Origin of the sequence: Acinetobacter portensis, assembly GCF_023158935.1 — a bacterium.
In the GTDB taxonomy this organism is placed as follows: Bacteria; Pseudomonadota; Gammaproteobacteria; order Pseudomonadales; family Moraxellaceae; genus Acinetobacter; species Acinetobacter faecalis.
In genome coordinates this window covers 1755239-1771153 of the sequence record NZ_CP096120.1, presented here as the reverse complement: position 1 = coordinate 1771153, position 15915 = coordinate 1755239, and the positions used below count along the sequence as shown (strand labels likewise).

Genomic DNA, 15915 nt, shown 5'->3' with positions numbered 1-15915 from the left:
AAATATAGATGCATTAAGCATCTATATTTTTAAGTTTAATTGCTCTTTCTGCGCCAAATTCGAAACGATCTGGCCAGTTGCAAACATCAGACACAATGCATTCATTGCATTTTGGTTTACGCGCAATACAACAATATCGACCATGCAAAATAAGCCAATGATGCGAGTCAATAATAAATTCTTTAGGAATAACTTTTACAAGTCTATGTTCTACTTCTAGAACATTTTTCCCAACCGCTAAACCTGTTCTATTTCCTAAACGGAAAATATGCGTATCTACTGCCATAGTAGGCTGACCAAATGCGGTATTTAGCACCACATTTGCCGTTTTACGCCCTACACCAGGTAATGCCTCTAAGTCTGCACGGTTATTCGGAACAACGCTGTTATGCTTCTCTATGAGCATTTTACAGGCTTTAATTACGTTCTCGGCTTTAGAGTTATATAAGCCAATTGTCTTTATATATTCTTTTAGCCCATCTACACCTAATGCATAAATCGCTTCAGGCGTATTGGCAACGGGAAAAAGTTTATCTGTTGCTTTGTTTACGCTTATATCTGTTGCTTGTGCAGATAAAGTGACAGCAACTAAAAGCTCAAATGGATTTGAATAATTGAGTTCAGTTTGAGGATGAGGGCGCTGTTCACGTAACCGTTCAAAAAACGTTTGAATTTGTTTTTTGGTCATATTTTTAACGGTCATGTATTTAAGCTCCTAAAGCTGTAAGTTGCTTGTTTAACTCATCTAATTGTGTACGTTTATTGGCATCTTCACGAACGCTCAGCTGCTTTTCTAATTTTTTAATTTGCGTTCTGAGCTTTGCCAACTCAATTGTTGTTTTAGCATCTTGCTGAATAACCGTCGGTTTGGCTTTTTCAATACGCTTAATTTCAGGTACATTTGATGTATGAGCTGAAAATTGTGCAAAAAGTTCAGTGTCAATTTCTGCGCGAACAATAGGACCTTTACGATGAATACTACGTTTTTCTTCACGTTGAATATGTGAATAGTAACGTTGTCTTAAATCATTTTGTTCTTGTATACGAATAATTTCAGTTGGAATTTCTTTTGTATCTTCAACTAAATCAATGCAATCGACAGGGCAAGGCGGTATACATAATTCACAGCCTGTGCAAAGGTCAGTCAAAATACTATGCATCAGTTTTCCTGAGCCAATAATGGCGTCTACAGGACAAGCGCTAATACATTTGGCACAACCAATACATTCATCTTCACGAATAATAGCTTTCATGCGTTGTGGGCGACCATCGCTTTGAATAGGCCATACACTTTCTTCGGCTTTTAATTTTGGTCGAGCAAGAAGATCTGCTAAAGCATCGGCAACAGGTTGACCACCCGGAACACATTTATTTGCGTCTTCGCCAGCAACAATAGATTTTGCATACGGTAAACACCCATCTCGATGTCCACATAGACCACATTGAGTTTGTGGAAGTAAAGCATCAATATTTTGAATGAGTGCGATTTGCGAGTTCATTTAGGTACCACAACTACTCGTAAAAGTAGTAAAAAGGAGAAATTTTATTAAGTTGATGATTTTAACACGAATTATTTCATTAATCTTGTGCTCTAAATTGATACAAAACATGTCTTTATTTGGTACGTTTATTTTGATAGATATACTTGAAAATTATAGGTTTTTTGTTAATGCTTATAAATATAAATAATTGTTATTTAATATTTAATTAAATTTCATTCAAATAATTGTTGTAGATTCATTACAAAAGATATTTAATGTTTTGCGCCAAAATAAATCGTTGATTGAATTTTTGACCAATTTTGATCCATTTTCTGCTGAGGATTAAGCGTTGAAATACAACACACTTAATGAGTTCCTAGATTACGTAAAAGCACGTGATGCACATCAACCAGAATTTCTTCAAGCTGTTGAAGAAGTGATGACAAGTTTGTGGCCTTTTATTGAAAAAAATCCACAATATGCAGCTCACGGTTTGCTAGAACGTCTAGTTGAGCCTGAACGTGCGATTCAGTTCCGTGTTTCATGGGTAGATGACCAAGGTCAAACACATGTAAACCGTGCGTTCCGCGTACAATACAACTCAGCTATTGGTCCATTTAAAGGGGGCATGCGTTTCCACCCTTCAGTGAACCTTTCAATCCTAAAATTCTTAGGTTTTGAACAAACTTTTAAAAATGCTTTAACTACACTCCCTATGGGCGGTGGTAAAGGCGGTTCAGATTTTGACCCTAAAGGCAAATCTGAAGGTGAAATCATGCGTTTCTGCCAAGCGTTAATGATTGAGCTTTACCGTCATTTGGGCTCTAACACAGATATTCCTGCTGGTGATATTGGTGTTGGTGGTCGTGAAGTGGGTTACATGGCTGGCATGATGAAAAAGCTAAGCAATGACACTTCATGTGTATTCACTGGTAAAGGTTTAACTTTCGGTGGATCATTGGCTCGCCCTGAAGCAACTGGTTACGGTACTGTGTATTTCGCTGAGGAAATGCTTAAGACTCGTGGCGAAAGCTTTAAAGACAAAGTAGTAACAATTTCAGGTTCTGGTAACGTTGCTCAATATGCTGCTGATAAAGCAATGTATTTAGGTGCGAAAGTGGTTTCACTTTCAGATTCTGCTGGTACTGTTTATGTTAAAGACGGTTTTACAGAAGAATTACTTGCTGAAGTAATGGAACTTAAGAACGTTAAACGTGGTCGTATTTCTGAATTTGCAGCTAAACATGGCTTCGAATATTTAGAAGGTCAACGTCCTTGGTCAATTAAATGTGATATCGCACTTCCTTGCGCAACTCAAAATGAGTTAGATGCAAATGATGCTGCACAATTAATTGCAAATGGTGTGATTTGTGTTGCTGAAGGTGCAAACATGCCTTCTACACTTGAAGCTGTAGAGAAATTCGTTGAAGCGAAAATTCTTTATGCGCCAGGTAAAGCATCAAATGCGGGCGGTGTTGCAACTTCTGGTCTTGAAATGTCTCAAAACGCATTGCGTTTAGGTTGGACTTTCGAAGAAGTTGACGAACGTCTTCATGCAATTATGAAAGAAATTCACCGCAACTGCGTTAAGTTTGGTACTAAAGAAGATGGTACTGTGAACTACGTAGATGGTGCAAATATTGCAGGCTTCGTAAAAGTTGCCGATGCAATGTTAGCGCAAGGTGTATTCTAAGTTTTGCTTAGAATAAGCTAAAAAAACCGAGGCAATTGCCTCGGTTTTTTTACATATTGAGTTTCAAATTAGACTTAAAGTGCGCCTTTTACAGCTTCACGCTCAATTGTCATATCGTGAACATAAGCATATTTAGATTGATCTGCTGCTGGATTTTTAATTTCATAACGTTTAACGCGAATGACTTGGCGTTCATTTGGATTGTGCTCATAGCCTTCAATTGAGTCATAGAAATTTGACCAGTTTTGATCTGCTTGAGTTTTAATGCCTTTATCGTTGTATTTAATTTCACGTACTTGCAAACAAGTTTGTGGCGCTACACCTTGGCATTGAACAGTTTTAGGATTTACTTCTAAGAAAATCGTTTCACCTTGAGTTTGATATTTCACTTCAGGTGTCATTTTTCCTGTAAATACAACTTTTTCGCCATTCGCTGCAACCAAAGTCAGTGTTGGTTTTTGTGCATCATCAAGGTTTAATACAAATGGTGTTTTACCTGTGCTGAATAAGCTTGAAGCAAAACCTTCTTGTTTTGTAGATGCCTCATCACAAGCCATCATTGTAGACATTATATTTGTTGTCGTAATAATATTGTTTTCAACTTTCCAAGATGTTCCAAGCGTATTACAGCTTGTAGAAACACTTAAACGACCTTTGTCGGCAAAAGTAAGTACGATAGGGCGCTTCGCATTTTCAGTGCTTGCACTCCAAGTAGAAGACGTTAATGTTTTATCGGCATTTTGTTGTTGTAGTACTGACACAGCTAAATCTCCAACTTTTTGAATATCGCTAGATTGACAAGCAGCAAGCGCAAAAGGGAATAGGGCAATAGCTAAGTATTTTAATTTCATTTTCGGCGTATTCTTTGTTGATAATTTAAGTAATAAGTAGAATAACTGAAAGTAATGAAATAAAAATGGATACATTCCCAACTTTTGAGTGGAAAATGTATCCCAAATATATCAGATTGTTATTTTTTTATTGCTGAATGCAATATTAATCGAAGCGATAAACATCCATTCCAAGCGAACCCATTGTAAAACTACTATGTACAATACTAAAACGATGACCTGTACCCATAGCAAAGAAAATAGGTGCAAAGTGTTCAATAGTTGGGTGATTACGGTTTACATGAGGAATTTTTTCCCAATCTAAAACAGCATTAAAGTCATTATGATGAAACTTATTGACCACATAATTACGGAATGTTGAAGCCCATTCAGGAACAGATTGATTATCTCCATTCCAAGAAAGTTCTCGTAAATTATGGGTAATACTGCCCGAACCAATCATTAAAATTTGCTTTTCACGCAGTGGTGCAAGCGTTTGCCCAATTTTATAAATATCTTCAGCAGACATATTCATAGGCAGTGAAATTTCAACCACAGGAATATCTGCTTCAGGGTACATATGAAGTAAAGGCATCCACACGCCATGATCGCGTGGGCGCGTACTATTTGCATGTGCAGAGAAGCCTGCTTGTGCAAAGAGCTGTAAAATTTCTTCAGCTAATTCAGGTTCACCGGGAGCAGGATAGCGAATGTCATAAAGCGCTGGCGGAAAACCACGAAAGTCATGCCATGTTTCAGGACGTACAGCAGAACTTACTTCAAGCGCATTACTTTCCCAATGTGCAGACATAATAATAATGGCTGTAGGTTTGGGAAGATTAAGGCTTAATCTTTCTAATGCTGGCCCAACTTGTTCAGGGTTCAAAGCAAGCATGGGTGAACCATGTGAAATGAATAGCCCTGGTAAAGTTTGTAAATTCATGACGATATGCCTAAATAGATACGCTATGAGTATTATCTAAAAATACAAAAATAAGATAAACCTAAAATATTCAACAATTCGTTCTAAAAGTGGAACGGGTTGAAATTAGCCTGCTCGATGATAAGGATGATTGTTGTTAATACTCATAGCGCGATAAAGCTGTTCAATGAGCATGACACGAACCATAGGGTGAGGCAGGGTTAATTTAGATAGTGACCAATGCCAAGCTGCAGCTTTACGTACCGCTTCTGAGTGACCGTCTGGCCCACCAATTGCTAGTACAATGTCATTACCTTCTAGCATCCAACCTTTCATGGTTTCTGCTAGTTTTTCGGTGCTAAATTCGCGTCCGCCTACTTCTAATGCAATAAGTACTTCATTTTGCTTCATGGCATTTAGAATGCTGTCACCTTCAATATTTCGGTATTTTAAAATATCTGCTTCGGAATCATTTTTGCCACGCTTTGCCATTGGCAATTCTATTATTTGAGTTTGCACAAAGGGTTGGATGCGTTTGAAGTAGTCTTCAAAACCTGTAAGTACCCAAGCAGGCATTTTTTGACCGATAGTCAGAATACGAATTTTCATAAGAAGCAAATTTTTAAAACAGAATTGAATTATACCTTGAAATAGAGGGGTTAGCTGAGATTGTTATTTGGGAGTGATAGGGGATTTACGAAGTATCTATTTGGAGTGGGGGATAAATTTACAATGATTTATACTTTAGCGTTAAATAAAACTATTTAAAATTGTGAAACATTGATTTTTTATTGAGCGTGAATGTGAGTAATTAATAAAAAACCCTAATCCGTAGTGATTGGGGTTTTATGTTTGTTCTAATATATTAGATCTCTTGCGAAAGTTAATTTAAGAGCATCCAATTCACCATTCCAGCAATTAAATTCATTCTTAGACCAAAGCGTTTCCGTCTATTTCTATAGCGTTCTGTTAATATCCGAAAATGTTTAAGTTTGCCGTTGATATGTTCAATTGTGATCCTACGCCGACTGATTTCTTGGTTGATCTGTTTTGCTATTTGGGGTAATGATAAATTCTTAGGTTTCTTGATTGGAATGAGTAACTTACTCTTAATCTGATGAAATCCTTTATAGGCTAAATCTGCCATGATACAAGGATAAATGACCATCTCCTTCAAATACTTACGCGCAATCGTCAGATCGTGTTTTCTGCCATCTTCAATCTGTATACTTACAATTTGCTTTAATTTTGGGTTAAAAATGACCTGTGTTTTTAGCGTATGTTTCTTCTTTTTACCGCTATAGAATTTTCTTTGTTTTTTTGGGACGCTCAATCTGTGACTCAGTGACATCAACGATTACATAATCCTCCTCACTAAACTTTTGACTCCTTTTAGGCAATGCGAAAATCCGTGATTGAATCAGAGCATTTTCAACTTTCTGAATCGTACGATTCACATTACTTTCAGCTAGGTTATAGTCGGCGGATAACTCAATTTGAGTTCTATAACAGCGTAAGTAATTTAGGTGGTGTTTCAAAAAGTATGCTGAAAAAAAACAGGTTGGCTTTTGATAAAATAGTGAGATGCAAATAACACTAGAAATCAAATGTCCAACCTGTCGAAGTGACAGTATAAAGAAAAATGGCTTCAAACTAAATGGTAAGCAAAACTATCAATGTAAAAACTGCAAGCGTCAGTTTATTGGGGATCATGCTCTTAGTTACCGAGGTTGTCATTCTGGTATAACAAATAAAATACTCCACCTGATGGTTAGAGGGGGTGGTATAAGAGATATTGCAGAAACCGAGCGTGTCAGCATAGGTAAGGTTTTACGAACATTAAGTAAATCCACTTATAAAATTCGCCCTAAGCAAAATTATTATGAATCTATTGAGGTTGATGAGTTTTGGACTTTTGTAGGAAATAAAAAGAATAAACAATGGCTTATTTACGCATACCATAGAGAAACAGGTGAAATTGTTGCTTATGTTTGGGGTAAACGAGATCTGGCGACAGTCCAACGATTGAAGGCAAAGTTAAAGCAATTAGGTGTTCACTACACCCGAATTTCAAGTGATCACTGGGATAGTTTTGTGACTGCCTTTAAAAACTGTAAGCAAAGTATTGGTAAGTTTTTTACTGTAGGTATTGAAGGAAATAATTGTAAAATAAGGCATCGAATTAGACGTAGTTTTAGGAAAAGTTGTAATTTTTCGAAAAAGCTTGAAAACCATTTTAAAGCCTTCGACTTAACCTTCTTTTATATCAATAATGGCTTCATTTAATTTCAGCATACTTTTGGAAACACCACCAAATGGTTTATCGCATAGACATTTTAATTGGTGAATAACATCGATTGTTATTCACCATTAAAAACTGTCTTCTTTAACGCTCTTAAAAGGGTTTTTAAGTGAAAATATTTGATATTTATATACAACAATTCAGTGAAATAATTTCTTGTTTACCAAAGAATTTTGTACTCTGGTTAGATACTAATGAATGCATTGAACCATGGAAAACTTTTGAAAATGATTATAAAAAATTAGACAATTTTTTTCGAATTATTCAAAGCAACTTTCCAAAATCAAATTTGATACCCTTCGCTTATATTCATGATCCATCAGGTTTTATAAATGATTCTTGGCCTATTGTTGCATTATTTGACTTAAAAGATAACTTAAAAGTTAGAATTTACGATTTTGGCAGTTCTAAAAACTCACCTTGGGATAATTTCTCATATGATAGTTTTGATCTTTGGCTAGGTGCTATAAGAATTGAAAGTCATTCTTATAAAGAAGAAATGATTGAATTAGAAGAATTCCATAAAGATATTTAACATAAATCTCTTATGCGAAACGTAAAAAATGAAAATATATTATTCTCAAATTTAATAGAAATAAAAAAAGCACACCGAAGTGTGCTTTTTTTATTGCTTATGCAATTAATGACGGGCAGCTTTACCTTCATCTACAGCTTTAACAATTGGCGCTTTCACCAAAGGTTTAGGCGTAGAAACAAGACCTAAAGCTAAAATCTCATCAATAGATTTAACCGCTTTAATTTCCAAACCTTCTTTTACATTGTCAGGAATTTCAATTAAATCGCGAACGTTTTCTTGCGGAATAAATACAAGTTTAATGCCGCCACGGTGCGCAGCAAGTAACTTCTCTTTTAAGCCACCAATACGCATAGCACGACCGCTTAAACTCGTTTCACCTGTCATTGCAATATCAGGGCGAATCGCAATTTTAGTGAATGCAGAAACTAAAGCTAGCGTCAGCGCTAAACCAGCAGATGGGCCATCTTTAGGCGTCGCACCTTCAGGTAAATGCACGTGAACATCAGTTTCTTCAAAACGAGAAGCTTCAATACCAAGCTCATCTGCACGAGTACGAACTACAGTCATTGCTGCTGTAATTGACTCTTTCATTACATCGCCAAGTGAACCTGTGGTAATGAACTTACCTTTACCTGGTACAGCAGCAACTTCAATATTCAGAAGCTCACCACCAACCGAAGTCCAAGCAAGACCATTTACACGACCCACTTGTGCTTCTTCTTCAGCCATACCGAAGTCGAACTTATGAGGGCCTAAGTAATCTGGTAAGTTAGCTGATGTCACTTCAACTTGAAGATTTTTCGCTTTCTTGCTTACGGCTTCTTTAACCACTTTACGTGCAATTTTAGACACTTCACGTTCTAAGCTACGAACACCTGCTTCACGTGTATAACGCTGTACGATGTCACGAATCGCTTCTTCATGAACAGTCAATTCTTTGGCACGTAAACCATTGTTCTTAATTGCTTTAGGAACAAGGTAACGGTCTGCAATATTCACTTTTTCATCTTCTGTATAACCTGGAAGACGAATCACTTCCATACGGTCAAGAAGTGCTTCAGGAATATTCATGCTGTTTGCAGTACAAATGAACATCACTTCAGATAAGTCTAAATCAAGATCTAAATAGTGATCGTTAAACTTAGAGTTTTGCGATGGATCAAGGACTTCAAGCAGGGCAGAAGCAGGGTCGCCGCGGTAGTCTTGCGCCATCTTGTCAATTTCGTCGAGTAAGAACAATGGGTTCTTCACGCCTACTTTAGTCAATGACTGCACAATTTTACCCGGCATCGCCCCAATATAAGTACGACGGTGACCACGAATTTCCGCTTCGTCACGTACGCCACCAAGTGCCATACGAACAAACTCACGACCTGTTGCTTTTGCTACAGATTCGCCCAGTGATGTTTTACCGACACCAGGAGGACCAACTAAACAAAGGATAGGTCCGCGAAGTTTTTTCACGCGTGATTGAACAGCAAGATATTCAACAATACGCTCTTTAACTTCATCTAAGCCATAATGGTCTGCATCTAGAATGTCTTGAGCTTTTGTTAAATTGATGCTGACTTTGCTCGCCTTGTTCCAAGGCGTATCTAAAATTGCCTCAATATAGTTGCGAACTACAGCTGCTTCACTTGATGCAGGTTGCATTGCTTTTAGCTTACGGAATTCAGATTCAGCTTTTTTACGTACATGTTCAGGTAAATCTGCTTCAGCTAAACGACGTTCAATTTCTGCAACATCATCTTCAGCACCGCCATTAATGTCGGAAAGTTCACGCTGAATGACCTTCATTTTTTCATTTAAGAAGTATTCGCGTTGATTCTTTTCCATTTGGCGTTTTACAGAGTCATGCAATGTTTGCTCAATCTGTTGTTCTTCAGATTGTTGCAATAAATAAGTCATGAGCTCTTGTAAATGTGCTTCAAATTCGTCGTGTTCTAAGAACTTTTGTTTAACATTAATATTCAAAGGTACGCGTGTTGCAACAAAGAACAATAACTGAAGTAAGTCTTCAATTTTATTTGCCGCTGCAATAAGTTCGCGTGCATTACGTAATTTCGCTTCTGCATATTGCGCAAATAAAGCACGTAATTCTTCAACACGATTAGATTGAGTTGCTGCATCCACAGAAACAGTCATATCGCTTAAGCTGTGTTCTGCTGTGAGGTGATCATCGTTGTCGATAATTTTCACGAGTTTAGAACGATGTAAACCTTCAATTAATACTTTTATGCAGTTTTCATCGTTTTCATGATTCACAACTTGGACAATCTTCGCGACAGTACCGTATTGATATAGATTTTCGTGATCAATTTCTTCTGTAAGAGAATCTCTTTGTGCAACAACAAATACCAAGTTGTCATTGTTACGAGCGACATCAACAGCCTTGATCGATTTTTCACGACCCACAAATAAGGCAATTTGCATGTGAGGGTAAACGACCACGTCACGTAACGCTAAAAGCGGTAACACGCTAGGAACCTGAGGTTCTAAGGTTTCTTCATTCATAATATTTTCAGACATGGGCACTCCTAATGAGTAACAACGGTGTTGCCATGTTTTTATAGTGATGGGTATTTAAAAAATTACAAGGGTAATGCTTAATAAAATGTCTAAAAATTGACTAAATATGTGATTTTTAAGTGATAGCTATAGTTTAAATGGTGATTTAGCGTTTAAAACGATGCAATTTACTTGGTGTAAGTAGGGCATCTAAAGGTTGATCCCATGTTTGGCGTTCAAGTTGTATATTTAGAAATTGAAAATCGTGCGCTAAACCTAAACGATACGGCTTGCGAGGCGAGTTTGCTAAAGTGCGATCATAAAATCCACCTCCCATTCCTATACGCGTTCCAAACTCATCACAAGCCAATAAAGGCATAACGAGTAAGTCTAATTTAGCCACATGAAAACCACGACTTTTTCGAGGTTCTTGCATACCTAAAATATGGTTGGCAAAACGTTTACTTCTATATTGATGTTGTGAAATTTCAACCCAAACGAGTTTTTGACTCATATTGCAAACGACAGGTAAATAAACTTGTTTGCCATGTTTGAATGCCATTTCAATGATTTTTTTTGTTCTTATTTCACCAAATGCATCTAAATAAATACCAATGTGTTGAGCAGTTTGATATTGATTAAGACGACGTAATTGATTCAAAGCGCGAGTTTCAGCTTGTGCTTGTTGATATGAAGAAAGGCTTCTACGTTGCTTACGAATTTGGCGTCTTAATGTCTGCATGATATTGAAAAATTAGAACAACATTTGAATAGGATTGTACTGCTTGAAGGCTAAAATAAACTAGGTTTATTTGTGATGAATCATTTGCCGTTTTAAAATTGATTTAGATTATTTATTGCTTTAGTTCTTTTAAAATAGGACAGCAATTTTCATCTGTAGATTTGCATTCATCTACCCAAGAACTCAGGCGTTTTTTTAAGGCTTTTAATTCTTTAATGCGTAAATCAATTTTTTCTAAACGTTGCTCAATCACTTTTCGAACTTGATCTCGATCATCTATTTGTAATTTTAATAATTCGTGTATTTCACTCAGTTGTAATCCTGCATCTTTACCTTTTTGAATAAAGCTTAAGGTTTCAACATCTTGATTAGAATAAAAGCGATAATTTCCTTGCTGTTCAGGAATGCGCATTAAGCCAATACGTTGATAATAACGAATGGTTTCAACAGATGAATCGGTCATTTTAGCGAGTTTGCCAATGGTAAACATATATTGTCTCCTAAAATACTTGACTCTGTACCTAGGTACAGACTTTATCCTAGTATAAACATAAAAATGTAAGAGTGTCTAAGATGGAACAAGCTAAAAAATCTGCATGTTGTTCTCAGTCTAAAGCAAAGCTAGAACTTGTAACGACAGATCCGATTTGCGGTATGACGGTTGCAGAAGATTCTGAGCGATATTTCGATTTTGAAGTGAAACGCTATCTATTTTGCTGTGATGGATGTAAAACAAAATTTGCAGAAAACCCAGAAAAGTATTTGGCTAAAACGGATGTATCACCCGTAAAATCTTCATGCTGTGGCTCTAAAAAAGAACAAGTTGCTCCTGAAAAAAAATCATGTTGTGGTACTCAAGCAAAAACTGAAGTCGTTGAGGAAAAGACAACTCAATGCTGTGGTTCAAAACATAAAGAACCAGTTGTTGAAGTCAAAAAATCAAGTTGTTGCGGTGGCTCAAAACCAAGTGCAGATGCCAATACAGAAATAGACTTGGTTTGTGGTATGTCTGTAGATACATCAACCGATTTAAAAACAGATTATCAAGATAAGACTTATTACTTCTGTAATGCATCTTGCGTAGAAAAATTTAAAGCCGATCCTGAGTTTTATTTAATTCCTTTTGATGAGCGACCTGTACCTGAAGGTGCTGCGGACATGGATTTTACTTGCCCAATGGATCCTGAAATTGTGCAAAAAGGTCCAGGAACTTGCCCTATTTGTGGTATGGCTTTAGAACCAATGCAACCCACGTTGGACGATGGTCCAAACCCTGAATTGGTCGATTTTAGTCATCGTTTTTGGAAAACCTTGCCATTAACTTTACTGGTATTTGTATTGGCAATGGGTTCGCATGTTCATGCCATGATTCCTCAGCATATTCAGCCGTGGATTGAGCTTGTGCTTTCACTTCCTGTGGTGCTTTGGGCAGGTAAACCAATTTTAGAACGTTGCATTTCATCTTACAAAACACGTAATTTGAATATGTGGAGCTTAATTGGTGTGGGTGTAATTGCTGCCTTTGCATATAGTATTGTTGCAACCATTTTCCCTTCACTTATTCCAATGGAAGCAAAAACAGGTCATGGCGTTGCTGTGTATTTTGAAGCGGCTTGTATGATTGTTTCGCTCAGTTTACTTGGCCAAATTATGGAGTTAAAAGCACGTGCAAAAACAGCCGATGCTTTAAAATCATTGCTTCGTTTACAGGCCAATACTGCAACATTGGTACAAAATGGCGAAATTATTGAAGTTGATATTTCCATGGTGAAGCAGGGGGATGTTCTACAAATTGCATCGGGTGAGCAAGTGCCACTTGATGGTTTGGTTGTAGATGGAAAAACTTATGTAGATGAGTCGATGATGACAGGTGAGCCTGTTCCTGTGAAAAAGGAATTGGGTGATCAGGTGATTGGCGGAACGGTGAATCAGCAAGGGAGTATTCGTATAGAGGTTGCTGCTGTTGGTGCAAATACAACGCTAGCTAAAATGATTCAAACAGTTGCAGATGCGCAGCGTTCAAAAGCACCTTTACAACGTTTAGCCGATGTTGTTGCAAAATATTTTGTAGTGACTGTATTGGCAATTAGCGTACTTACATTTATTGCATGGATGGTTTTTGGAAAAGCACAATTTGATTTAGCTTTAATGTGTGCCGTAGCTGTTTTAATTATTGCTTGTCCTTGTGCTTTAGGCTTGGCAACACCAATGTCTGTTATGGCAACAACAGGTCGTGCAGCGCAAAAAGGTGTTTTATTTAAAGATGCTGAAGCCATTGAAGCCTTAAGTAAAGTCACAACTTTGGTGATTGATAAAACAGGAACATTGACCGAAGGCAAGCCAAGTCTGAAAGAAATTAAGTTATTGGTACCCGAGTTAGATCAGCAACAAATAGAAACTTGGATTGCTTCAATTGAGCAATTCTCAACGCATCCAATTGCACATACATTATCTAAAATTGTGCCAACATCATCTTATGTAAATGTTCAAAATTATGAAGATGTTGCGGGCTTTGGCGTAAAGGGTGAGATTGATGGTTTTGCAGTTTATATTGGTAGCCAAAAGCTCATTGAGCAACTAGGTTTAAAAATTTCAGCAGACTTGCAAAACGAACTTGATGTTTTACGTGAACAAGGGCAGGTCATTAGTTTCTTAGCAACAGATTCTACTTTGTTGGCGTACATTTCTATTCATGATGCTTTAAAACACAATGCTTATCAGGTGATTCGTCAACTTATTGCCGATGGTGTTGAAGTGGTGATGGCAACAGGTGACCATGAAAAGAATGCGCAGATTGTGGCAAATGAGCTTGGAATTCAGCAAGTTTATGGAAACTGTACGCCGCAAGAGAAACTCGACATTGTGAAGCAATTACAAGCGCAAGGTCGTATTGTGGTAATGGCGGGTGATGGTATTAATGATGCGCCTGCATTGGCTCAAGCGCATATTGGTATTGCAATGGGGAATGGTACAGACATCGCGAAACAAACAGCACAAATTACTTTGGTAAAAGGTGATATTCGTGGTGTTGCAGATGCAATTCACATGGCAAAACTGGGTGTGAAAAATATGAAGCAAAACCTTGCTTTCTCATTCGTATATAACGGATTAGGTGTTCCTGTGGCTGCGGGTGTATTTTTTCCATTAACAGGTTTGCTATTAACACCAATGTTTGCAGCGGTTGCCATGTCTTTAAGTTCATTATCGGTTGTAATTAATGCTTTAAGATTGCAAAAATCTGAATAGGTTGTATCGCAAGAATAAAAAGCCCGAAATCTATTCGGGCTTTTTATTGGTTATTTAATCTAAAAAACAAATCATAATAATGAGAACAATCTGTTTTAACTATTTTATGTTGTTTAGTATATTTATCACACAAATTAAGACCACCTTATATTTTAAGGAAGTGGTTTATCTCCCTAAACTAATTTGGATGAATGTTATGACTAAAGTAATTGCGGTTGCTGCTTTTTCGATATTGGTATCTGCGTGTTCGTATAATCCTGTGCAATATGAGCAACAACGTATGTATGACAATGCGTTGCATAACAAACAAAATGGTTAATTTCATTTGTTAAATGAAGAAAGCCAAGTGTTTTGCACTTGGCTTATTTTTTTGCGTTTAGATATTTTTATTATTTTTATAAATTTCAGGCATAAAAAAACCAGCATATAGCTGGAAATTTTATTGCACCATTTTTCTGTAGTAGAAGAATGGTGCCCGAGGCCAGACTCGAACTGGCACGCTTTGTGGGCGGGGGATTTTAAATCCCCTGTGTCTACCGATTTCACCACTCGGGCATTTTAACAAGATGGAGGCGGAGGTCGGAATCGAACCGGCGTACACGGAGTTGCAGTCCGCTGCATGACCACTCTGCCACCCCGCCATGTCTTGTTGATGCGTATATTAGCAAGCTCTGAAAAAAAAACAATAGCATAGGTGTGCTGTATGTGCAGAAAAACATCATATTGGCAAAAATAATTAAAATAATGATGTAGAATGTGCAAAATTGATTCATATCAACACTTGGAGATGTGCCGTGGCATTAGTTTTAGATGGCCGTGCATTAGCAAAGCAAATTGAAGCTGACTTGTTAACTCGCGTAGAAGCGCTGAAAGAGAAAACAGGTCGTACCCCAATTTTGGCGACTATTTTAGTAGGTGACGATGGTGCATCTGCGACTTATGTTCGTATGAAAGGAAATGCTTGCCGTCGCGTAGGCATGGATTCTTTGAAAGTTGAACTTTCAAAAGAAACTACGACTGAACAATTGCTTGCTGAAATTGAAAAATTAAATGCAAATCCAGATGTTCACGGTATTTTGTTACAACATCCTGTACCTGCTCAAATTGATGAGCGTGCATGTTTTGATGCTATTTCTCTTGCAAAAGACGTAGATGGTGTAACTTGCCTTGGTTATGGCCGTATGGCAATGGGTGAAGCTGCTTATGGTTCTGCTACACCTGCAGGCATCATGACAATCCTTAAAGAAAACAACATTGAAATTGCAGGTAAACATGTAGTTGTTGTTGGTCGTTCTGCAATTTTGGGTAAACCAATGGCTGCAATGTTACTTGAAGCGAATGCGACAGTAACAATTTGTCATTCACGTACTCAGGATTTAGCAAGCTTTGTAAAACAAGCAGACATTATTGTTGGTGCTGTCGGTAAAGCAGAACTTATTCAAAAAGATTGGATTAAGCAAGGTGCGGTTGTTATTGATGCAGGCTTCCATCCACGTGATGGCGGTGGTGTTGGTGACATCCAATTGGTAGGTATCGAAGAAGTTGCTTCTGCTTATACACCAGTTCCAGGTGGTGTTGGTCCAATGACAATTACAACGTTAATTCGTCAAACTGTTGAAGCTGCTGAAAAAGCACTTGGTTAATTAAATCTTC

General features: G+C 37.4%; 14 protein-coding genes, 2 tRNA genes and 1 pseudogene. 6 read left to right on the top strand and 11 right to left on the bottom strand.

Features of this window, described 5'->3' with window-relative positions:
- Window positions 1-13: 13 nt before the first annotated feature.
- Window positions 14-703: an endonuclease III gene (gene nth / locus MZO21_RS08890; protein WP_154773271.1), complete on the bottom strand. Its 690-nt coding sequence runs from the start codon at window positions 701-703 to the stop codon at window positions 14-16.
- A 4-nt stretch (window positions 704-707) separates the two neighbouring features.
- Complete coding sequence (locus tag MZO21_RS08885; protein WP_154773272.1) at window positions 708-1499, bottom strand: RnfABCDGE type electron transport complex subunit B; 792 nt, start codon at window positions 1497-1499, stop codon at window positions 708-710.
- Between the two features lie 331 nt (window positions 1500-1830).
- Here MZO21_RS08885 and gdhA point away from each other — a divergent pair, with 331 nt between their 5' ends.
- Window positions 1831-3174, top strand: coding sequence for an NADP-specific glutamate dehydrogenase (gene gdhA, locus MZO21_RS08880; protein ID WP_154773273.1), 1344 nt, complete (start codon window positions 1831-1833; stop codon window positions 3172-3174).
- 74 nt (window positions 3175-3248) lie between these two features.
- On the opposite strand, the gene MZO21_RS08875 is transcribed toward gdhA, so the two are convergent.
- The 4 genes and pseudogenes from MZO21_RS08875 to MZO21_RS08860 form a co-directional block, all read right to left on the bottom strand.
- A complete protein-coding gene (locus tag MZO21_RS08875) occupies window positions 3249-4025 on the bottom strand; it encodes an META and DUF4377 domain-containing protein (protein WP_154773274.1) in 777 nt (258 codons plus the stop codon).
- A 145-nt stretch (window positions 4026-4170) separates the two neighbouring features.
- A complete protein-coding gene (locus tag MZO21_RS08870) occupies window positions 4171-4947 on the bottom strand; it encodes a DODA-type extradiol aromatic ring-opening family dioxygenase (protein WP_248101809.1) in 777 nt (258 codons plus the stop codon).
- A gap of 105 nt (window positions 4948-5052) precedes the next feature.
- Window positions 5053-5535 (bottom strand): 23S rRNA (pseudouridine(1915)-N(3))-methyltransferase RlmH, encoded by a 483-nt coding sequence (gene rlmH, locus MZO21_RS08865; RefSeq protein ID WP_154773276.1) that lies wholly within the window; start codon window positions 5533-5535, stop codon window positions 5053-5055.
- A 274-nt stretch (window positions 5536-5809) separates the two neighbouring features.
- Window positions 5810-6452 (bottom strand): annotated as a pseudogene (locus tag MZO21_RS08860) (IS5 family transposase); the annotation flags it as partial.
- A 58-nt stretch (window positions 6453-6510) separates the two neighbouring features.
- Between MZO21_RS08860 and MZO21_RS08855 the strand changes: the two are divergent.
- Together MZO21_RS08855 and MZO21_RS08850 are read left to right on the top strand one after the other, a co-directional pair.
- Window positions 6511-7212, top strand: coding sequence for an IS1 family transposase (locus tag MZO21_RS08855; protein WP_152874006.1), 702 nt, complete (start codon window positions 6511-6513; stop codon window positions 7210-7212).
- A 125-nt stretch (window positions 7213-7337) separates the two neighbouring features.
- A complete protein-coding gene (locus MZO21_RS08850; RefSeq protein ID WP_154773333.1) occupies window positions 7338-7763 on the top strand; it encodes a hypothetical protein in 426 nt (141 codons plus the stop codon).
- Between the two features lie 105 nt (window positions 7764-7868).
- Here the strand turns inward: MZO21_RS08850 and lon are convergent, their stop codons facing one another.
- The 3 genes from lon to MZO21_RS08835 all read right to left on the bottom strand — a co-directional run bounded on the left by lon (window position 7869) and on the right by MZO21_RS08835 (window position 11506).
- Window positions 7869-10295, bottom strand: coding sequence for an endopeptidase La (lon, locus tag MZO21_RS08845; protein WP_154773332.1), 2427 nt, complete (start codon window positions 10293-10295; stop codon window positions 7869-7871).
- A 145-nt stretch (window positions 10296-10440) separates the two neighbouring features.
- Window positions 10441-11016, bottom strand: a complete 576-nt coding sequence (locus tag MZO21_RS08840) for a 5-formyltetrahydrofolate cyclo-ligase (RefSeq protein ID WP_154773331.1) — start codon at window positions 11014-11016, stop codon at window positions 10441-10443.
- Window positions 11017-11128: 112 nt separating this feature from the next.
- On the bottom strand, window positions 11129-11506 hold the full coding sequence (locus tag MZO21_RS08835) for a MerR family transcriptional regulator (RefSeq protein ID WP_154773330.1): 378 nt from the start codon (window positions 11504-11506) through the stop codon (window positions 11129-11131).
- 83 nt (window positions 11507-11589) lie between these two features.
- Here MZO21_RS08835 and MZO21_RS08830 point away from each other — a divergent pair, with 83 nt between their 5' ends.
- Both MZO21_RS08830 and MZO21_RS15115 read left to right on the top strand, forming a co-directional pair.
- A complete protein-coding gene (locus MZO21_RS08830; RefSeq protein ID WP_248103020.1) occupies window positions 11590-14262 on the top strand; it encodes a heavy metal translocating P-type ATPase in 2673 nt (890 codons plus the stop codon).
- A gap of 196 nt (window positions 14263-14458) precedes the next feature.
- Window positions 14459-14581: a hypothetical protein gene (locus MZO21_RS15115; protein WP_266095566.1), complete on the top strand. Its 123-nt coding sequence runs from the start codon at window positions 14459-14461 to the stop codon at window positions 14579-14581.
- Between the two features lie 150 nt (window positions 14582-14731).
- On the opposite strand, the gene MZO21_RS08825 is transcribed toward MZO21_RS15115, so the two are convergent.
- Together MZO21_RS08825 and MZO21_RS08820 are read right to left on the bottom strand one after the other, a co-directional pair.
- Window positions 14732-14817 (bottom strand) — tRNA-Leu (locus MZO21_RS08825).
- Between the two features lie 12 nt (window positions 14818-14829).
- Window positions 14830-14903: transfer RNA gene (locus MZO21_RS08820), tRNA-Cys, on the bottom strand.
- 153 nt (window positions 14904-15056) lie between these two features.
- Between MZO21_RS08820 and folD the strand changes: the two genes are divergently transcribed.
- A complete protein-coding gene (gene folD, locus MZO21_RS08815) occupies window positions 15057-15905 on the top strand; it encodes a bifunctional methylenetetrahydrofolate dehydrogenase/methenyltetrahydrofolate cyclohydrolase FolD (protein WP_171501326.1) in 849 nt (282 codons plus the stop codon).
- Window positions 15906-15915: the final 10 nt, after the last annotated feature.